This window comes from Gemmatimonadota bacterium, from assembly GCA_009838645.1.
Taxonomy (GTDB): Bacteria; JAAXHH01; JAAXHH01; order JAAXHH01; family JAAXHH01; genus JAAXHH01.
In genome coordinates, this window is record VXRC01000017.1 from 134,974 (window position 1) to 155,055 (window position 20,082).

General features: G+C 61.9%; 17 protein-coding genes and 1 pseudogene. 4 read left to right on the forward strand and 14 right to left on the reverse strand.

Features of this window, described 5'->3' with window-relative positions; translation table 11 throughout:
• Nucleotides 1–9 precede the first annotated feature (9 nt).
• The 5 genes from F4Y38_05340 to F4Y38_05360 form a co-directional block, all read right to left on the reverse strand.
• A complete protein-coding gene (locus tag F4Y38_05340) occupies nucleotides 10–867 on the reverse strand; it encodes a phytanoyl-CoA dioxygenase family protein (GenBank protein ID MXY48712.1) in 858 nt (285 codons plus the stop codon).
• 14 nt (nucleotides 868–881) lie between these two features.
• The gene (locus F4Y38_05345; GenBank protein MXY48713.1) at nucleotides 882–2,678 is read right to left on the reverse strand and encodes a peptide ABC transporter substrate-binding protein; all 1,797 of its coding nucleotides are present in this window, start codon (nucleotides 2,676–2,678) and stop codon (nucleotides 882–884) included.
• Between the two features lie 12 nt (nucleotides 2,679–2,690).
• Nucleotides 2,691–4,172 (reverse strand): sulfatase, encoded by a 1,482-nt coding sequence (locus tag F4Y38_05350; protein ID MXY48714.1) that lies wholly within the window; start codon nucleotides 4,170–4,172, stop codon nucleotides 2,691–2,693.
• Nucleotides 4,172–4,906 carry an RraA family protein gene (locus tag F4Y38_05355; GenBank protein ID MXY48715.1) on the reverse strand — a complete coding sequence of 245 codons (735 nt, stop codon included), beginning with the start codon at nucleotides 4,904–4,906 and terminating at the stop codon, nucleotides 4,172–4,174. The genes F4Y38_05350 and F4Y38_05355 overlap by 1 nt, the downstream gene beginning before the upstream one ends.
• A 247-nt stretch (nucleotides 4,907–5,153) precedes the next feature.
• Entirely contained in the window at nucleotides 5,154–5,687 is a 534-nt protein-coding gene (locus F4Y38_05360; GenBank protein ID MXY48716.1) for a hypothetical protein, read from the reverse strand.
• Nucleotides 5,688–5,852: 165 nt separating this feature from the next.
• On the opposite strand from F4Y38_05360, the gene selD reads away from it, so the two are divergent.
• Nucleotides 5,853–8,417: a selenide, water dikinase SelD gene (selD, locus tag F4Y38_05365; GenBank protein ID MXY48717.1), complete on the forward strand. Its 2,565-nt coding sequence runs from the start codon at nucleotides 5,853–5,855 to the stop codon at nucleotides 8,415–8,417.
• A gap of 4 nt (nucleotides 8,418–8,421) precedes the next feature.
• Here selD and F4Y38_05370 read toward each other — a convergent pair whose 3' ends face one another.
• A complete protein-coding gene (locus tag F4Y38_05370; protein ID MXY48718.1) occupies nucleotides 8,422–9,429 on the reverse strand; it encodes an NAD(P)-dependent alcohol dehydrogenase in 1,008 nt (335 codons plus the stop codon).
• A gap of 342 nt (nucleotides 9,430–9,771) precedes the next feature.
• Here F4Y38_05370 and F4Y38_05375 point away from each other — a divergent pair, with 342 nt between their 5' ends.
• Genes F4Y38_05375 through aroA form a run of 3 tightly spaced genes read left to right on the forward strand, consistent with a single transcriptional unit; the run spans nucleotide 9,772 to nucleotide 12,459 of the window.
• Nucleotides 9,772–10,371 carry a lipase gene (locus F4Y38_05375; GenBank protein ID MXY48719.1) on the forward strand — a complete coding sequence of 200 codons (600 nt, stop codon included), beginning with the start codon at nucleotides 9,772–9,774 and terminating at the stop codon, nucleotides 10,369–10,371.
• A 12-nt stretch (nucleotides 10,372–10,383) separates the two neighbouring features.
• Complete coding sequence (locus F4Y38_05380) at nucleotides 10,384–11,148, forward strand: phytanoyl-CoA dioxygenase family protein (GenBank protein MXY48720.1); 765 nt, start codon at nucleotides 10,384–10,386, stop codon at nucleotides 11,146–11,148.
• Between the two features lie 12 nt (nucleotides 11,149–11,160).
• Nucleotides 11,161–12,459, forward strand: coding sequence for a 3-phosphoshikimate 1-carboxyvinyltransferase (gene aroA, locus F4Y38_05385; protein MXY48721.1), 1,299 nt, complete (start codon nucleotides 11,161–11,163; stop codon nucleotides 12,457–12,459).
• Nucleotides 12,460–12,638: 179 nt separating this feature from the next.
• Here the strand turns inward: aroA and F4Y38_05390 are convergent, their stop codons facing one another.
• The 8 genes and pseudogenes from F4Y38_05390 to F4Y38_05425 form a co-directional block, all read right to left on the reverse strand.
• Entirely contained in the window at nucleotides 12,639–13,010 is a 372-nt protein-coding gene (locus tag F4Y38_05390; protein ID MXY48722.1) for a transcriptional regulator, read from the reverse strand.
• Nucleotides 13,011–13,108: 98 nt separating this feature from the next.
• Complete coding sequence (locus tag F4Y38_05395; GenBank protein ID MXY48723.1) at nucleotides 13,109–14,770, reverse strand: peptide ABC transporter substrate-binding protein; 1,662 nt, start codon at nucleotides 14,768–14,770, stop codon at nucleotides 13,109–13,111.
• An 18-nt stretch (nucleotides 14,771–14,788) separates the two neighbouring features.
• Nucleotides 14,789–15,766 carry an aldo/keto reductase gene (locus F4Y38_05400; GenBank protein MXY48724.1) on the reverse strand — a complete coding sequence of 326 codons (978 nt, stop codon included), beginning with the start codon at nucleotides 15,764–15,766 and terminating at the stop codon, nucleotides 14,789–14,791.
• 139 nt (nucleotides 15,767–15,905) lie between these two features.
• On the reverse strand, nucleotides 15,906–16,892 hold the full coding sequence (locus F4Y38_05405; GenBank protein ID MXY48725.1) for a Gfo/Idh/MocA family oxidoreductase: 987 nt from the start codon (nucleotides 16,890–16,892) through the stop codon (nucleotides 15,906–15,908).
• Nucleotides 16,893–16,970: 78 nt separating this feature from the next.
• Nucleotides 16,971–17,366: pseudogene (locus F4Y38_05410) on the reverse strand (HEPN domain-containing protein).
• The gene (locus tag F4Y38_05415) at nucleotides 17,353–17,679 is read right to left on the reverse strand and encodes a nucleotidyltransferase domain-containing protein (GenBank protein ID MXY48726.1); all 327 of its coding nucleotides are present in this window, start codon (nucleotides 17,677–17,679) and stop codon (nucleotides 17,353–17,355) included. Before F4Y38_05415 ends, F4Y38_05410 begins: the two are co-directional and overlap by 14 nt.
• A gap of 88 nt (nucleotides 17,680–17,767) precedes the next feature.
• A complete protein-coding gene (locus F4Y38_05420; GenBank protein ID MXY48727.1) occupies nucleotides 17,768–18,958 on the reverse strand; it encodes a hypothetical protein in 1,191 nt (396 codons plus the stop codon).
• 67 nt (nucleotides 18,959–19,025) lie between these two features.
• Nucleotides 19,026–20,060, reverse strand: coding sequence for a hypothetical protein (locus tag F4Y38_05425; protein MXY48728.1), 1,035 nt, complete (start codon nucleotides 20,058–20,060; stop codon nucleotides 19,026–19,028).
• Between the last annotated feature and the right edge of the window lie 22 nt (nucleotides 20,061–20,082).

The following is a 20,082-nucleotide window of genomic DNA, read 5'->3' on the forward strand; positions in this document are numbered from 1 at the left end:
GCGCAGGTCTCATTTCTCGGCGAGGAACGCCTTGAGCGGCACGTCCTCGTCTTCCGGCAGATAGTAGCTGAGGGCGTCTCCTACCTCGCCGATCAGTTGTTTCTGCAATGGCGAACAGCGATCCACGAGGGATTTCGGCATCTGGATGTAATCCATGGGCTTGACCCAGCGGTACGCGTAGCCCATGAAGATGGTCCGGCGGTCGTGGCCGCACCAGTTGGCGCCGATGCTGTGAAAAGTCCGCTGTTCGAACATGAAGGCGCTGCCGGCGGGCAGGTTCATCTGGATCGCGCCGTAGGGCCAGCCCGTCGCCGGGTCCGTCGGAGGCTGTCCGGTGATACGGTTGCTGCCGGGCACCAGGGAGGTGGCCCCGGAAGCGGGACCGGTCTGGTCGCTGAGCACGTAGGCGATCTTCAACAGGATCCGAGGATGGGGCTCCTGCATTTCCACGAAGGACGTCCCGCCGTCCCGGTGCATGCCGTGACCGCGCTTCGCCTTCTCCGTGGGCTCTTCCCCCGAGGGCAGCACGATGAGATGGGAGGTGATCATCTGGATGTTCCAGTTCAGCGCGCCCCAGGCCAGGGGGACGGTCGACGGCCAGTCCAGCAACTGCAGGAAGTCGTCGTGGGCCACGATGCAATTGCGGAGGTTCAGGTCGCCGTTTTTCCCCAGCGTGCCTTCTTTCCGGTGCCGTTCGTGCACTTCGTCAATGGCCTCGTTCAATTCGGCGACGACCGCGGGAGGCAGCGCGTCTTCAATGACCAGGTAGCCGTACTGGTCGAAGTGTTCCCGCTGCGCATCGGTCATCTCGGTGTACTGGTGTCCGTTATCCATGTCAGTAGTCGATCCTTCGGTCAAAGCGCGCATATCGCCCGGGCGCTTCAATAGTCGACTCGCCGGCCGCTGTCCACGGCCTCTTGGCCGATGTAGAGGTCGTAGTACGTGTTCGCGTTCCGGTAATTGGGGAAGTTGCCCCACCGGTCTTCCCGGAACCCCTTCAGCCAGGGCTTGCGTAACTGGTAGGTCTTGACATGCCACAGGAAGACGGCCGCGGCCTCGGAGGCGAGAATCGCCTCGGCCTCGTCGTACATCGCCAGGCGTGCCTCGTGGTTCAGGTCTCCGGCGGCCGCGTCGATCAGACGGTCGAATTCCGGATTCAGCCAGTCGTGGCGCGTGTAACCTTTGGGCTGTGAACGCCAGATGATGCCCAGCATGCTGTGGGGATCGGGAAAGTCGTAGTTGAACCCGATTATGCTCATGGGAAACTCCCAGTTGTACATAGCCGACCGGTACGCCGCGCCTTCCGTGTTCCGGATATCGATCTGGATATTCAGGTTCTCCTTGAGCATCTCCTGGATCGCCTGGGACGCCTGGCTGATGGCGGAAGCGGGGGTGGCGTCGGCGAGCCAGAGATCCATCCGCGGGAAACCCCTGCCGTCCGGATAGCCGGCTTCGGCGAGCAGCTGGCGGGCGCGGTCCACGTCGAACCGCTGGTGGTCCCTGTACTTGTCACCCACGTAGCCGGGGAAATGAAGCGGCAGCATGGTGTAGGCGGGGATCATCATGCCCTGTAGAATCGTCTCGTTCAGCGACACCTGGTCGATGGCGTGGGCGAAGGCCTGGCGGACCTTGAGGTTGTCGAAAGGGGGTTCACGTGTCCGGAAGAACAGGTAGATCGTCGTGAACTGGTCATAGGACCACGCCGGTTCGTTCCACTCCGGGTCGTCGCGCAGGCCGCCGTAGACCATTGGGCTGACGTCGATCACGTCGATCTCGTCGTTTTCGTAGGGCAGCAACCCCATGTCGTTCGCCGCGCTGGCCGATCCGACCATGGCGTTGAATATGCGGACGATCTGGCGGAGATGGCCGGGATTAGACCCGGTGTAATGGGGATTCAGGCCGAAAGTCATGTACTGGCCCGTTTTCCACGTCTCGAGCTGGAAGGGTCCGTTGGTCAGGCAGGTGCCGGCAAGCGCCCACTGGTCCCCGTATTTCTCCACCTGCCAGGGCGGGACGGGCGCGGAAGTGAGGTAGGCGGTGATATGGGGCAGGAAGGCACAGGACTGCTCCGTCTCGATGACCAGTGTATAGTCGTCCAGGGCCCGGACGCCCACGGTGTCCACATCGTCCGTTTCCCGCTGGTTGTAGGCCCGGGCGCCCTTGATGTCGTAATAGAGAAAGGCGTAGACGTTGCCCGCGTTGGGATGGAGGAACCGCTTGAAGGTGTATTCGAAATCATGGGCCGTGACGGGCCGGCCGTCGCTCCAACGGCCGGCCCGGCGCAGGTGAAAGGTCCAGGTCTTGCCGTCCTCGGAGGGTTCCCACGATTGCGCCGCGCCGGGGAGAAGTTCCCCGTTCACTCCGAACATGACGAGACGCTCGAAGTGGAATTCGCTTCCGCCCGCCACGTAGATCGAGACGCCCTGGTCCATGCTCTTGGGTTCCGCGGCCATGTACCGGAACACCTGGTACTCGAGGGGCGCGGCGTCATCGGGCAGACGCTCCATCAGCGCGGCGTGGGCCGCCTCCTTCATTTCCGCGGTCTGGCCGAAGAACAGTACGGGGGCGCTTTCATCGGGATCGTCCGGCGCCGGCTGGCCGCCGCAGTTCACTGACCACAGCGCGAAGGCGAGCAGGAGCGTCGCCGGGAAACGTCGCGGGATTCGAGTCTTTTTCATGATCCTGCCATCCTAAGCTTCGAGCGGATCGATCCCCAGGCGGGTGAATTGTTCAGGCATGGCCTCGCATGCCCGCAGATGCCGGGCGATCCGTTCAGTGAACCGGGCTTCCAGCGCCGGATCTACAATGGGGTGCTGCTGTGCCGGGTCCTCCAACACGTCGAACAGCTGGTTCCGCCCCGCGTAGGACGCCTCGTCGGGGTGGTGCCGCGGGACCTTCCCATCGGTGGGGATCTTGTACAACGGGAGGTTGTAGGTATGGCCGAAGTACCGTCCCGTCTCGACTCGGTCGTACACCTCCCTCGGATACCAGCGGTTCAGGCCGCCCGTGGGCATGGCCGTGTACGCATACAGCGGTCCCGCGTCCTCGTTGACCGGGTTGCGCATGTACACGTACCTTCCGTCCGTTAAGTTCATGGCCATCCCGAAATAACCGAAGATCCCGTCCTCGCGGACGCCATCGCCGTCCAACACCTTCCGCAGGGAACGACCCTGAACGTGGGGCGGCGCCGGGGTATCGAAGTAGTCGAGAAAGGTCGGCATCAGGTCGATGGTCTGCGTGAGCGCTCCGGTGCGCGTACCGGCCCGCTCGTTGCCGGGCAGGCTCGCGATCAGCGGAATCCGGACGATTTCGTTGTACAGGGGCATGATGTTCTTCATCCAGAAGTCATGCTCCGCCAGCATGGTCCCGTGATCCGTGGTGAATACGACCAGCGTGTCGTCCCACAGCCCCAGGTCGTCGAGCGTGTCGAATATCCTGCCCACCCAGTGGTCCGTCATCGTGAGCAGCCCGGCGTAGCACTTCCGGATGTGTTCGACCGCTTCAGGGGATTCGTGGACCTCGTCGTAGCTGGGCCAGTCGTAGAACGGTCCGTCGTAATCGTCGCCGTACATGGCGCGGTATTTCTCGGTGCAGTAGAAGGGCTCGTGGGGATCGAAGATCTCGACCTGCAGGAACCAGTCGTCGGACGCCTGGTTCGTCTTCAGCCACTCGATGGCCGCCTGCGCGGTCTTGGGACCGGAGAAGTCCTCCTCCTGCTGCTGCAGTTTCCGATTGCCGTAATTCTGCTGGCTGAGTTGACCCAGGTGGTCGGGCAAAGCCATGCGGTCCACGTGGGACGCCCACCAGTCGTTCTCCTGGCCGCGGAAGAAGTCCCATGTGTTGAACGCCGTGTGGTAGTTCTCGCCCCCGAGTTCGAAGTAGTGGTAATGGTCGGTCAGCAGATGGGTGAAGACGTCGTTCTTCCGCAACTCGCCCGGCAGCGTATCGTCGTAGGGTTCGATGGGGCCCCATCCCCGGTAGATGAAGTTGTACCGCCCGGTCATGAACTCCCGCCGCGCGGGCATGCAGGGCAGCGATCCCACCCAGTGGTTGTCGAAAACGACGCCCCGTTCGGCCAGGCGGTCCAGGGCGGGCGTATGCACCCAGTCGTTGCCGTAGGTCGAAAGGTAGTCCCGGCGGACGGTGTCAAGCACGATAAATACGCATTTCATTATTCGTCTTCTTTCTTGCCGTAGCTGTGTCCGCCCAGGATCGCCTTGATGTCGTCGGCGGATCGGGCGCGTTCGAAGGCATCGATGCGTGCTTCTTCCTCCTCCGCCAGCGCCGTGGCGTTCTCGAGCACCGCATCCATCCTGTCGGCGGGAAACTTGCACGCTCCGTTCTCGTCCATGTGGATGATCTCGCCCGGCGCCACGTCCATGCCGCCAACGGATACGGGGACGTTCACCGCGTGTACGGCCATGTCCCCGTGTCCGGGTGTTACGCCGCTCAGCAGGTACTGGAACTTCATCGGCCGGATCTCGTGTATGTCCCGCGACGGTCCGTTGGATACCACGCCCACGCAGCCCACGGCTTTTGCGGAAGCCGTCATGTTCCCGCCCGCCAATCCCACTTTTCCGGCGATCTCCTCGGGGAAATTCTGCCGGATAACGAGAATCGTCGGCCCGGGGGATTCGTCCAGGGCGTCGATGACATCGATGAAGGAGAGGTTCTTGAAACCCGGTTCGGGCAGGCCGAAGACGCAGGTGACGGCGTAGCCCACGGTGCGTCCGAGTTCTGGATACATGCACTTTATGGATTGGTCCGTGTACCAGTTCACCGCCCACGGGTTGTAGAGGCCGAGGCAGAGGGGATGGGTGGGATAGGTGGCCACCACGTTGGTGATCGTAGGGGTGTCGAACTGTTTCAGCGCCTCCAGCGTCTCCTGCGGGGACCGCGTGGGCATGCATCGCTCCTTCCGGGGTGCGTGCGGAGAAAGGTAGGAAATCGAACTGTCAAATCGGTCCGTCAAATCGGTGGAATGAACCCGGTGAATATGGTCCTGATTCGGCGGGGTGTCAAGCCGGTAATCGGTCCCGTCAGGCGCGGTGGTTCGACTGCGTATTCAGTCGGTTGTCAAGCCGGCAGCCGGCTCCGGGCGGTACTGGACAGCCGCATGCTCCGGTCGTCCCGGCGGGCGGCATTCACGCGCGTCATTCGGACGATCCTGTCTGGAGCGACCGCTGCCACAGGGCCGTTGAGTAGAACTCGTAAGACGCGGCTTTGTCGGGGACGTCGACGAGATGGACCGTAAAGCGGCACGGCACCCCGTTGTCCGGCAGGTAGTCCCTGAAGAAGCCGCTATACGCCCGGGCGTACGCCTCCTTCAGCCGATCCTGCTCGGCGGCGTATCCCACCGGATCCACGAGGGGATTCGGCGACTTGGGCTGGCACCCGAAGGCGTGCACTTCGATGAAGTCGATTTCCCGCAGCGACTTGCACAGGCCGGCGTCAATCAGCCATTTCTCCCAGCTCTGAAAGACCAGGGGGATCTCCTGGTCCGGTTCCATCGAAATCAGTTCATCCCGCTCCAGCACGCCCTTGGCCGAATAACCGCCCGTGAGTCCGGCGAAATAGATCTTCAGGTCGCCGTCCGGCTGTTCTTCCGTTACCAGGGCCGACAGCACCGGGTTTTCGCCGTGGTAATAGTAGGTCAACTTGCCCCGCTTCCTGATGTTGAAAGCCATGGATGCTCCTTATGGAAGTTTAGGTTTTTCCGGACCACTCGCACGCGTTTCACCGTGTTAACGAAAGGCCCATCGTCAGTTTAATCTACTGCGTGTGTCAAGGTCGGTCAGGTTGCTTTATCGACTTCGCAAAGCGGGCAATTTCGGATATGTGCCGAGGTCTTAATGGTCTTTGGTCCATACGGTCTCGCGAGTCATAATGGACTTTGGCTGCTCGGTGTCGCCGTGTATATTCCATTCCCTCGCGGTCGTTGGATTCCCCGGGTCCCGCAGGCGTCCGATGCCATGCGACCGCGGCCGTTTGAACCTCAGCCGCCGGAGCCGCAGCCCGTACTTTTGAGTCCGGCGCCGTCCGAAGTGCGATGGTTTGGGTTTGGGTTTGGGTTTGGGTGTCGATACAAAGTAGAAACAATCATGAATCAGACCATCCCTTTTATAAAGGACCTCGCGCTTGTCGGCGGCGGACACTCCCACGTTCAGGTGATCCGCATGCTGGCCATGAAGAAGGCCCTGGGCGGCATCCGCGTCACGCTCATTTCGGACGAGTCCACCGTCTGCTATTCCGGTATGCTGCCCGGTTGCCTGGCCGGCCTGTACCGGCCCGACGAGATGGAAATGGAATTGAGGCCGCTTTGCAACTGGGCGGGTGTCCGGTTCGTCCGGGCCCGGGTGGCCGGCCTCGATCCGGTCCTCCAGCAGGTTCACTTCGACAACGGCCGTCCTCCCCTTGCCTACGATGCCCTTTCGATCAACGTCGGTTCGATACCCCGGGGCATGGACACCCCGGGTGTGCGGGAACACGCCGTGCCCACGAGGCCGCTCGGTCTGCTGCTGAAGCGGGTTCACGAGTTCGAGGAAAACCACCGGAGCGACGGCCGACCATTACGGATCGTCATCGCGGGCGGCGGCGCGGCGGGGGTGGAACTGGCCTTCGCCATGCACTCTAGATGGGGAGAGCGCTTCGCGCCTGTCGAGATCACCCTCGTGGATTCGCAGACGAATTTGCTGACCGGGCACCGTCCCCGGGTCGCCGCGATCATCGGGCGGTACCTCGAAGAAAAGGGGATCGCCTGCCTGACCGGCAAGCGAGTCATGGGCGTGGATGATACGGGCGTCCTTTTCGAAGATCATCCGGCCCTGCCCTGCGACTTCCTGCTCTGGGCGACGGGCGGAGCGCCGCCCGGTCTGTTGAAGGATACAAACCTGGAGACCAGCGGCGCCGGGTTCATCCGCGTCCGGCCCACCCTGCAGGTCATTGGTTACGACAACGTCTTTGCGGCGGGCGACTGTATTGAATTCCCCTCTCGTTCCCTGCCCAAATCGGGGGTCTACGCGGTCCGCGAGGGACCGGTCCTGGCCCGAAACATCCATGCCTGGCTCGAGCACCGATCCCTGGTTCCCTTCAGGCCCCAGGCTTCCGCGCTCGCGCTGCTCATGACCGGGACTCGGAACGCCGTCGCGAGCCGGCACCACGCCTCCTTCCACGGCCCCTGGGTGTGGCGGCTGAAGGACTGGATCGACCGGCGCTGGATGCGGAAATTCGAACCGGCGCTGCTGCCACCCATGGACCCGGCGGGCGATTCGCGCACGGCGGGCGATTCGCATCCCACAGGCAGTTTGCGTCCCGCCAGCGATTCGCACCCCGCCGGTGAAGAAGCCGGCGGAGGCCAGGAAGTGCCGGCCATGCGCTGCGCCGGGTGTGGCGCCAAGGTCGGTTCGACCGTGCTCACAGGCGTGCTCGACGAACTGGAGGTATTCAACCGCGAGGACGTGCGAATCGGCCTGCACGACGCCGACGACGCGGCGCTTCTGGAGATCCCTCCCGGCCGGTCGCTGGTGCAAACGGTGGATGGCTTCCGGGCCTTTACCGGCGACCTGCACCTCTTCGGCCGAATCGCCCTGGTCCACGCCGCGTCCGATCTGTACGCCATGGGGGCCGAACCCCACTCCGCACTGGTTACGGTCACGCTGCCCTACGCGGAAAAACCCCTCGTGGCGAACGACCTGAGACAGCTCATGGGCGGCATCGCGGAAGAAGCTCGGTGCCTCGGGGTCACCCTCCTAGGCGGGCATACGAGCGAGGGAACGGAGACGGCAGTCAGCGTAACCATGAACGGTCTGGCCGGCAGCGACGCCGTATTCAGGAAGGGCGGGCTGCGTCCAGGCGACGGACTCATCCTCACCAAGCCCGTAGGCACAGGCGTCATCCTGGCGGCCGACATGCACCTGAAGGCCCGGGGAAGCTGGGTCGACGAAGTCTTCGAGGGCATGCTGCGGTCCAACGCGGAGGCGGCGAGGATCCTCGCCCTGGCCGGCATTCCTTCCGTCACCGACGTGACCGGCTTCGGCCTGGCGGGGCACCTGGTCGAGATGCTCGAGGCCGGCGGCGTGGGCGCGGAGATTGAAATCGACCGGATACCGCTTTATGCCGGCGCGGCGGATTGCGTGGCCGCCGGCGTGGAAAGTACCCTTGCGCCGTCCAATCGGGAACACCTGCAGAAGAGATGGCAGGTGGAGTCGGGGGCTGGCACGGCGGACGCGGCGGAGCCTGGTGTATTGGACGGCGAGGACGCCCTCCTCTTCGACCCCCAGACTTCGGGTGGACTGCTGGCCGGCGTGCCTCCCTCCCGTATCGACGAGGTCGTCGTTAGACTGCGGGAGGCCGGATACGCACAGGCGGCCTGCATCGGACGGGTAACCGACCGGAAACGGCACTTGCAGCTCCGCTGAGCCGTCACGGCAACGCACACACGATCTTGCCGATATGCCGCTGTGATTCGAGGTAGTCGTAGGCCGCGGGCACTTCATCGAAAGGAAACACCCGGTCGATGCAGGGCCTGAGTCCCGACGCTTCGCAGGCCCTTACCAGGTCGCGCAGGTCTTCGGCGGAGGAGGTGTAGATCCCCCGTACCTGGATCTGCCGGCCGATGATATCGAAGGGATTGAGGCGGGTTTCGAAGCCGTCCAGAATGCCCACGAGGGATATCCGGGCGTGCAGCGCGCAGGCTTTCATGGACTTCGCGAACGTCTGGCCGCCCGCCACGTCCACGACCAGGTCGACCCCGGCACCGCCGGTACAGGAACGTACCTGTTCCGGCCAATCCTCGTCTCTGTAATCGAAGGTCTCCAACACCCCGAATTCATCCTTCATCCGTCGGGCTTTCTCTTCGGATGAAGTGGTTAATAACGCTTGCGCCCCAGTGAGTTTCACAAGTTGCGCAGCGAACACGGATACCCCACCCGTGCCGTGCAGCAGGACCCACTCCCCGGCCTGCAATCGACCCTGAGATACTACCGAAGCCCAGGCGGTAAGTCCGGCGATGGGTAATGTCGCGCCTTCGTGGTAGGAGAAGTGGGACGGCATGGAGACCAGGGCGACCGCGGGATACAGCACTTGCTCGCACAGCACGCCGTCCACGCCGCCCGCGCCCACCAGGGTCTTCATCCCATCGGGCGTAAGTCTTCCGGCGGGCCAGCGCAGGAACGGTGCATTCACGACCCGGTCGCCCAGCCGGATACCCGATACTCCCGTCCCCGTCTTCAACACGTCGCCCGCCATGTCGGACCCGGCGACGAACCTGCCCTCGAAGGGCTTTCCGTACCGGCCTCTGGCGACCATAAGGTCCCGGTAGTTGAGCGATACGGATCGGACCCTGACCAGCGCCTCTCCGGGACCGGGTTCCCCCGGTTCCGACAGATCGGTCCGGCGAAGCTGGTCGTGGTCAATGACGTATGCGCGCATGGGGGCGGTCCTTCACTTATTCCTTCACTTTTCCCTTCAATCGCGATAATTGACCCGTCGCGATAATCGACGGCCTTTTTCAACACATCGTACCATAATCAATTTTCAACGAGACCGCGAAATTGGCAATTGATAAATACCGCGTGAATTCGTATGCTTAAGGCGACGCGCACGCCCTTGATCGGCGTGCAGTTCCAACCGGCCAATGGGGGGAGATTTCCCATGCGGGCGATTGGTTTCGCGGCCCGGTACAACGGACTGGTATAACGGACTGGACCCGAGACGGGCGGACCATGGACCGAACCCCGGACAGGCAGAGAGGACCGAACGGCATTGAACGACATCCGAATTTACTTCATCGGTGATTCCTATGTGAACGGTACGGGCGACCCGGCCTATCTCGGCTGGCCGGGCCGGGCCTGTGCCGCGTCGAGGTCAGAAGAGAACGCCATCACCTGTTACAACCTGGGCATACGCGGCGATACGAGCACCGATGTGCTCCGGCGCTGGGAACGGGAAGTGGAGGTCCGGCGTCTCATTCCTCACGACGGCCGGGTGGTGTTCGGATTCGGCGCGAACGACTGCTGGATCATAGACGGGAAGACGCGCGTGGAACGCGCCGATACCATTCGCAACACCGAAGAGATCCTGTCAAGTGCACGGTCCCTGTTTCCCACGTTGATGGTCGGGCCGCCGCCCGGGATCGACGAGGACGAACACGGCCGAAGGGTGGAGATTTCGTCGCTCGTCGGCGAAATCGCCGGTAGAGTCGGCGTGCCCTATCTCGAAGTGATCCACGAACTGCATGCCGGCGGTATCTGGCAGAGCGAAGCGGCCCTCGGCGACCGCGTTCATCCGGCCGATGGGGGTTACTCCGCGCTGGCGGAACTGGTGCTCGCCTGGCCGGCGTGGTGGTTTTGTGAAACGCCCAGTGCACCCTAAAGGAGGTAAACGGTGTCGTTGACCCAGGCACGGATCGACCAGTTCAACGAACAGGGATTTCTCCCTTACGAGGACCTGCTGACGCCGCTGGAGGTCAAAGCGCTGCACCAGCGGCTTGAAGATATCGGCAACGAACGGGTCGATTTCCCGGACGAATACGTTCAGATCGAACCGCGCGTGGAACTCGGCGACACACAGGCCGATCCGGTCCGTTTCAACAACGTGCGCAAGATCTGGAACCTGACGAAGCACGATCCGGTTTTCAAGGAACTGGCCCGGCACCCGAAGATCCTCGGCGTAGTCCGGAGCCTGATCGGTCCGGATCTCAAGATCTACGTGGACCAGACGCTCTGCAAACCGCCCCGGGTGGGTTCGGCGAAACCACCTCACCAGGACTCGGCCTACTGGACGAGCATCGATCCGCCCGATCTCGTGATCTGCTGGATCGCCCTGAACGACGCCACCGAGAACAACGGGTGCATGCGATTCATATCCGGTTCCCACAAGGCCGGTGTAATCGAGCACAAGCACCTCGAGGACTTTCGCGTCGAGGACGCCCGCGTCGGCTATGAACGGGAGGTCGCCGTACCCCTGAAGGCCGGCAGTTGCTCGTTCCACCACAGTCTCGCGCTACATCGCACCGACGCCAATACCAGCGACGACCGGCGCATCGGCCTGACCGTCGCCTACATGGACGCCCGTTCGAAATTCATCGGAAACGGTGCCATGCCGGAATACGAACTTGTGTCCGGCCGGGCTTACGAAGGATGTGTTTAGGACAACAGTAGGATTAACACTTTGAAGATCAATACGATTCGTAATAACATTAGTCATAGTATCGCACTGCCAGGAAGCAAATCGATTACGCTGAGAAACCTGGTGCTCGCGTCGCTGGCCGAGGGAACGACCGAGATCGACGCTCCCTGCGACTGCGACGACACCTGGGAAATGGTGGAATGCCTGGGTATACTCGGGATCGAGATCCAGGCGAGTGACGACTATCGGCGGATGACCGTGGAAGGAAGAGGCGGACGATTCGCCGAAGGGCCGGTCAGCCTCGACCTCGGACTCAGCGGTACTACGGCCCGATTCCTGATCGCCCTATCGGCCCTGAGGACCGACGAGACCCGGCTGGCCGGACGGGGCAGTCTGAATGAAAGACCTAATGCTCCTCTGCTCGACGCTTTGGAGCAAATGGGGGGAGCAACCGAGTCGGCCAATGGCGGTTGCCTCCCTGTTATCATACGGGGACCTGATAAGTTCAGGCGCTCGGTCCGGATGAAAGGCGATGTGTCCAGCCAGTTCTTCTCCGCCCTGTTGCAGATCGCACCGGTACTGCCCGAGGGCCTTGAAATTCAGGTCGAAGGCGAACTCGTCAGCAAGCCTTACATCGACATTACACTGAACGAAATGCGGACGTTCGGCGTGGACGTGGAGAACGACAACTACCGCAAGTTCCGGGTCGCCCCACAGCGTTACCGTTCAGGACCCCGGTCGGTGGAAGGCGATGCTTCCGCCGGCTCCTATTTCTCGGCGCTCGCCCTGATGCACGGCGGGAAGGTGGTCATAGAGAACCTCGGATCCGAATCCCGGCAAGGGGATATCCGTTTCCTGTACATCTGCGAAATCCTGGGCGCCCAAGTCCGGATGGACGAGAAAAAGACGGTCATTGAAGGGCCGAAGGATGGCCGCGTACGGGCGGCCACGGAAGAAATCCACTGCGGGGATATTCCGGACGCAGCGCTAACCCTGATCGCCGTTTCACCACTAATACCAGGTACGACCCGCATAACCGGGATCGGCACGCTGAAGCAGAAGGAGTGCGACCGGATCGAGTGTCCTGCGGCGGAGCTGCGGAAGATCGGAGTGGCAGTGAAGACGGGCCCGGACTCCATCGAGGTTGGGGAACTGCCGACAGGTGCCCTGAACGCCACCGAATATATCTCCGTCGAAACCTATCACGACCACCGCATGGCCATGAGTTTCGCCGTACTGGGCACCCGCCTCGGGAACCTGGACATCCTCGATCCGGATGTAGTGGGGAAGACCTATCCGCGCTTCTGGGAGGATCTGGCGAAGTTACAGTAGTGGGATCGACAGTCCTTGTACCCAATCCAAGACTAAATGCCGTCTGAACGTTATCGGTTCTTAAAACCAGCCGGGCATCGTTGTCAGTCAAAAACGTTAGCGGAGTTTGGTTGGGCGTCCCAGGTGTTCCTATTCGCTGTTCTACCTCGTAACAGTCCCAGAATTCACGCACACTTTCTTTAGGATTCCATTCCCGGATTCCTGAGCAATACATCGGTCGTGATCCAAAGATGCCCATGCAACGCCCGGGCCATGGGCATGGTAATGGCGCGCTTACCGGACAGCACATCCGAAACTCTCCCTCGACTCCCGAAGATTGGTATCAGGTCGCGAGGACGCAGACCTGCCTGTTCCATGCGGAACCGGATCGCCTCGTGCGGTTCCGGATAACCCATGGGACAGTGCTCGTCCTCCCAGGACTTGACGAGCGCGGCCAGCACGCCCAGTTCATCTCCTTCCGGGCTACCGTATTCACTGCCCATGAGTTTGTCTATACGGGCTAGAGCTTTTTCATGATCCGCTTCCGAGCGGATGGGTTTGATGTCAGCCATTTCTATATCCTTTTTGCGTCAATACCGGTGTACTGATCGTGCGTCCCGATAAACCTTATTCGTACCAATCGATGCGCGTACCTACAGGAACGCTCCATCTACCGTCGTATATACAGATCCGTAATCGTGGAATTGTCGATGAAGAAGGGTTCCTGGCCCGTGGAGTCCTTTTTCCAGCCCGTCAGCCAGGGTTTGCGGAGCTGCAGGAAGTAGTCGTGGTAGAGGAAGACGCCGCCCACGTCCTCGACCAGGATCCGTTCGGCCTCTTTGTACATCTCGAACCGTCGTTCCTCGTTGGTCTCCCTTGCCGCCTCGTCGACCAGCCGGTCGAACTCCGCGTTCATCCAGTCGTGGCGTCCCGCGCCCACGGGCCGGGAGTGCCAGACCATGCCAAGGAGGTTGTGGGGATCGGGGAAATCGTACTGGAAGGGGATCAGGCTAAAGTCGATCCGGTACTGGGCCATGGCCTCGCTGTAGACCCTGGGCTCCATGTTCCGGACGCCGACGTTGAGGTCCAGGTTGTTAGACAGCATGCCCGATATCGCTTCGGCCGCCATGATGCGGTTGGGATCGTTGCGAAGCCAGATGTCCACGGAGGGGAATCCCCGGCCGCCCGGATACCCGGCCTCGGCAAGGAGGCTGCGCGCCAGTTCGGGATCGTACCGCTGGACGTCTTTGAGTTCGTCGCCCGAGTAGCCCGGAAAGCCCGGCGGCAGCATGGTGTACGCGGGCAGGGCCGTACCCCGCAGCACGATGTTGCAGAGCGCGTCACGATCTATGGCGTGGCTGATGGCCTTACGCACCCGGTGGTCGTTGAATACGCCTTCGCGCGTCCGGAAGAACAGGTAAAGCGCGTTGAAGTCCATGTACTTGTGCAATTCCGCGCTCAGCTCGGGGTCTTCCTCGATCCGGCTTAAGTCGCGCACGTCGATCTGCACCAGGTCCAGCTCGTCGTTCTCGTAGGAAAGCAGTCCGGTGCTTATCCGGCTTCTGAACATGGAATGGATCTCGGACAAATACCCCTTGATCGGACCGTTGTAATAGGGATCGAGGGACATGGTGAGACGCTCGCCGATGCGCCAGTTCTCCACCTTGTAGGACGAATTGCTGACGACGTTCTCGTCCGACGCCCAGCGGGGGCCGAACCGTTCGACCTGCCAGCGCGGAACCGGGATCGACGTAAAGAAGGCGGCGATCATGGGCAGGTACGGGCAGGGTCCGTCGGTTTCGATCACGAGGGTCATGTCGTCCACCGCGTTTACGCCGACCGTGTTCGGGTCGTCGGTCTGCCCGGTATTGAACGCCCGTGCGCCCTTGATATTGTAGTAGAAGAAGGCGTAGCCGCTGCCCGACGCGGGATCCAGCATGCGCTTGTAGCTGTATTCGAAGTCGTGGGCGGTGACGGGTCGGCCGTCGCTCCACCGGGCGCCGGGACGCATGTAGAACGTCCACTTCGTCTGGTCCTCGTTGGCCGTCCAACGGGTAGCCGCGCCCGGGATCACGCGATTGTTGTGGTCCAGCATGGTGAGGCGCTCGAAGAGGAAGACGATGCCGCCCACCTCGTAGATGGCCACGCCGATGTCCAGGTTGGTCGGCTCGTCATTCAGAAACCGGAAGACCTGCCGGTCGAGCGGCGCCGCGTCCGCCGGCATGACTCGACCGACGGCGTTGCGCACCTGGGCCTCCGGGATTCCGGTGTATACCGTAAGCCCGAGCATGGCAAGGCCCAGCACTGCGGTCAATAAAGCTGCAGGTCTCATTGAAGTATTCCTTCGCGATCAGGACCGCGCCGCCCGTTCCAGGTTCAGCCAGGCCATCTCTTCGGCCGTCAGCTTCGTTTGAAGCGCCTGCAGGTTGGCCCTGATCTCATCGCCGTTTCGGGCGCCGACCAGCGCGAAGATGTTAAGCGGCTGGCTAAGCACGTAAGCAAGGGCGACCTGGGGTATGGATAGGCCCTTTTGGCTCGCCAGTTCCTCCACCCGGTCCAGCCGGTCGAAGTTGTCGTCGGTGCAGTAAGACCTGACGGAACTCTCGTCGAAGAGGCCCTGTTCGGCCAGCGTTTCGTAATTATCGCGATTCACCCGGCCGGAGAAGAACCCGCTGGCGATGCTGGACCAGGTAAACAGCGGCATCTGGTTTTCCTGGTACCACGACCGCGCGTCGGCTCCGTCCTTCCCGCTGATGCTGATACATCCTCTCCAGGGCGGTTCGGCCTGTTCGGCCAGGCTGAAATTCGGACTGCTCACGGTGAAGGGCTGCTGTCCGCTGGTGGCGGCGTAGAGGTTCGCCCTTTCGATGCGGTCATGGGTCCAGTTGGATCCGCCAATCACGCCCAGGTTGCCCGCGCTGATGTACTGATTGAGCGTATCCATGATCGGAGCGACGGGAACCCTTACGTCGTCGCGATGCAGAAGGTAGAGATCCACGTAGTCCGTATTCAAGCGGGCCAGGGAGTCGTGCAGGTCCGATGAGATATCGTAGGGCGTCACGCGGGCCCGGTCCGCATTCATGTGGCAGCACTTGGTGAGAATGACGATTTCCCGGCGCAGGCCCCGGTCTTCGATCCAGCGGCCCAGCACGCGTTCGCATTCGCCGCCGCCGTACAGGTGGGCGCTGTCAAAGGTGTTGATCCCGGCGTCGTACACCTGGTCCAGCAGGTCGAAGCTGTATTCCTCTTCGGCGAAACTCAGCATGATGGTGCCCTGTACCAGACGCGATACGGGCTTGTCGACATTCGCAATGTTGCCGTACTCCATGGGTGCTCCTTTAATTTCGCTTTATACGGTGATTACAAAACACGTTCTGGTGTAGTGTGCCGTGGGCCGGTTTGGTCTGGTCTGGTCTGGTCTGGTTTGGTTTGGTCTTTCGGCATTTCCGGCGCCATTACCGGAACCATCATTCCATCGGATACTTCAACCCGATCCCGGCCCGGACGGTGTCCAGCGTCCTCATGATGGCCAGGGTCTCGTCCAGGGGGAGCGCGGGACTCTCGAGCAACCCTTCACGGAGGCAACGCCCCGCTTCCTCGATCTCGTATTTGAATCCGTTCTCCACGCGCGGCGGCTCCACCGATACCGGTTCCTCGCCGTCCGGGTTCAGCGTTGCGGTATAGGTGTCATAGAATGCAGACGGGATGCGGATGTTGCCCTGCGTCCCGTGGATGGACACGGCGCCGGGCGTGCTGGTCCGGACGGCGCAGGTCAACGCGGCCATGGCGCCCGAGTCGTAACGGAAGGCCATGGTGGTCTGCTCATCGACCCCCGTTGCGCCAATGTCCGCCAGCGCAGCGACCCGGTCCGGTTGCTTACCGTAGACCATCGAAGCCATAGATACAATGTATACACCGATATCCAGGAGGGCGCCCCCGCCCAGTTCGGGATTCAGCAGGCGGCCCTCCGGGTTGAACTCCGCGCGGAATCCGAAGTCGGCCATCATGTTCCGTACTTCGCCGATGGCGCCATCGGAGAGCCACTGTCGTACCTGCGCGATGGCCGGCAGGAATCGCGTCCACATGGCCTCCATGAGGAAAAGACCCCGCTGCCGCGCGCACCGGATCATGGCTTCCGCTTCCGATGCGTTGAGGGCGAAGGGTTTCTCGCAGAGCACGGGCTTGTCCGCGTTCAGGCATAGCAGCGTGTCCCGGCAGTGCATGGGGTGCGGGGTGGACACGTAGATCGCGTCGACCTCCGGGTCTTCCGCCAGGGACGTGTAGGACGGGTGTCTCCGGGGCACATCGAACTCGTCGCCGAAGGCGTCCGCCGTGCCCTGCGCCCGGGACCCGACGGCAGACAGCTCGGCATCCGGCACCACCACGAGCGCTTCGGCGAACTTGTGGGCGATCTTCCCGGTTCCAAGAATGCCCCATCGAATGGTTTCAGGCATGTACGCTCCGCTTTCTGACGTGGATATTACGACTTTCGTGAAAACTGGCTTCGGCGAGATACTTGTATTTATGTGTAATCACCGGATGCGTTCCTTCGCCCAGTGGAGGACAGCTTCTGCTATGGCGATGGCTTCGTTGTACTCTTGGCTGGTAACGGGATCTATGTCACCGGGATAGCGTGTAATCGCGGCATATTTAGTCAATTTGCTGGCTTGTTGGATCGGTGCTGGTATGACCTCTCCCTTGTCTTCCAATAGTGACAACAGGTAATCGAGGTCATGCACAAAAGGAAACTCGATGTTGCGTGAGATCATCACGGCTTTGATCGCTTTTTCTGCGGCCTGCTGGGCGTTGAAGCACAGACTCTCGATTTATACACCTGGAACCTCATTCGTCGCCTGAGTCAGGTCACTTCTTGCGCGGTTAATCCACTCCCGCGGGTCGTCAGGTGGAAAGCGTTCAGGAAGATTCATAGACGATCCTTCCTTCGCGCAGTGCGGGCTTGATGACCAAGGCGTGGCTGTCCTTGTATCGCTCGACCGCCGTTGGCGTGACGACGATGGCGTCAACAGCTGCTCCGACCCGGTGCAAGTTCATGTAAATCTCGCCCATCAGGTCAAGTGGACGCGCGCATTCCTTAACGATGAGCAGATCGACATCGCTGTGTCGGTTCATCTCGCCGCGGGCGGCAGACCCGAAAAGGATGATCTTTTCTGGCTCAGCCACCTCTACAACGCGTCGGATGATTTCGTCCAAGATCTGCGGGTCGAGCTTTCCTTCGTTCATGACCCCTCACAGATTTCAACTAGATGCGATCGTGCCGGACGACTTCCCACCTTACCGAATTTCCACTTACCGCTTGAGCTTGTCAACGTCAGATCACCGCAACCGCGCTCCGCGCCGTCTCGTCCCAGTCCGGTTCAGGCGCGGGACGGTCGCTCCAGGCGATGGTCATGGCGCCGTCCTCCACGACGAGCGTGCCCCGGCAATCGACCGCTTCGTCGGGCGGCCGCGGCTGCAGTCCCATGAAGGCTTCGAAGACGGGGTCGTTCCCGATGGCCAGGATGACGTGGGGATCCCCGCCGTGCACCTCCACGCCGAAGCTTTCGGCCAACTGGGCCTGTTTGATCTGACCGGTGATGCCGATGCCCCGCTGCCGGACGATATCGGCGGCCTGCATGGCCAGGTACGGCGCTGTGTTGTACGGCTGCCCACCGATTGCGCCGATCCATTCCAGGGTCAGAACCGGGAGATCGAGGGTGGCGCACAGTTTCTTGAGCCCCAGGATGTCGTAGTCCTGCAAGGGCTCTTCGATCCACCGGTAACTGCACTTCTCCATGATGCGCCCGATCTTCACGGCTTCCTCATAGGTATACGATTCGACCGGATCGTGAAAGAGCATGATTTCGTCGCCGAGAGCCTCACGCAACTTGACGGCCATTTCCCCGTTGGCCTTCACGCCCCGGTAGGAATGATCCTTGCAGCCGATGAATCCCTCTTCGTCCACGCGCTGCATTGCGTGGGCTACCAGGTCGTCGATGGTGCGACCGCCCACGTTGCAGTAGGCGGGCACGCTTTCCCGGCATGCACCGAGCAGCTTGTAGACGGGGAGACGTGCGCTACGGCTCGCCAGGTCCCACAACATCCGGTCGACCGTATCCAGCAAGCCTCTTCCCGTGTACATGAAGCGTTGGGCCATCCAGAACCGCTGCCACACGTATTCCCGGTCGAAGGCGTCCACGCCGATGAGCATGTGGGCGTAGCGGGCCAGGAACTGGCGGCCCTGCCATTCCAGTTCCCGTGGATCGTAACCCGTGCCGTAGTCGGCATAGGCGTCCAGATCGCCGTCCGTCACGAGACGGATCACCAGTCGGTACTTCGGTTCGGGGCCGTCCCCGGTGAAGGCGTATCCGTCGGGCGCGCCGGCGCCGAATCCCTGGTCATGGGTGAACAGCCCGGAGATGCCCGGCGGCACAGGCGCCATGCTGCCCCGGTCCGCACTGCTCTCGCGGCGGATTTCGGGTTCATCCTTCAGCACGTAGCACTTGACGTCCCGGATCTGCATGGATTTCCCTGTTCTGGTGGCCGGTTTTTTCGGGCGGAAGCGCAGATTACCGGCTGGCCATACCGTTTCAGGCTTCAATCATTTCCGAGGTCAAGTCCATTACCGCGTCCAGATCGATTTCCATGCCGAGGCCCGGAAGATCGGGTAAAGGGACGAGACCGTCTTCGATCTGTACCGGGTTCAGGACGAACGGCGGCGCGACCTCATGACCCGTCATTTCGAGAAAAGGCATATTCCTGATTGCGCCTGCGAGATGGATATGGGCGAAGCCGTCGCTGATCCCGGCACCGTCCAGATGGCAGTACGCGCCGAACGCTTCGGCGCAACGGGCTGACTTCAACACGTCCGTGATCCCGCCCGCACCGCACACGCCGGTCCGAATGTGATCGGCCGACTGAAGGGTCATGACCTGGGACGCCTCGATAGGGCTGCACACTTCCGCGCTGGTCGGCGTATCGATTTCGTCGGCTACCTGCTTGCCACCCGTGTGGTCGTTGCGGGGACGGGGCCGGTCGAAGTAGAAATAGTCCTCGTCGTCAAGCGCCTTGCCGATCCTGATGGCCTCGTCGACCACGAACCGTGCCCGGCCGTCGAGGATCAGCGGGAAATCCGGCCCCACGGCCGCACGCACCTCGCGTACCAGGTGGACGAGGGCGTTTTCATCCGCCATCACGCCGAATCGGTAGGCTTTGAACCCGGCCCGTTGCGCGTCTTTCGCTTCCTTGGCGATCTCCGGCGCGGAGGTACCCGCTGTGCTTGACGTGTCTCCTCCGATGCCAACCCGGCAGACCGGAACCCGGTCCCTGAACCCGCCCAGGTGCCTGAAGAGCGGCCGTCCAACGATCTTGGCGGACAGGTCCCACAGGGCGACGTCGATCCCGGCGCGAAAAGCTGGCGGCGGTCCTTCGTCCAGGTCCCGCATGGTCCACCAGGTCCGTTCACGGTCCAGGGGGTTCGTACCCACCAGGATGGGCGCTGCGAGATCAACATCGACATCGACGGCCGAAGCGGTAACCCCGGTACAGTGTCCCTCGAGCCCTTCGTCGATCACCAGGCGCAGCAGGCCCGCGGGCTGATGTAGGATGAGTTTGGTGATTTTCATGGGAGATTGACGCCGATTCTGT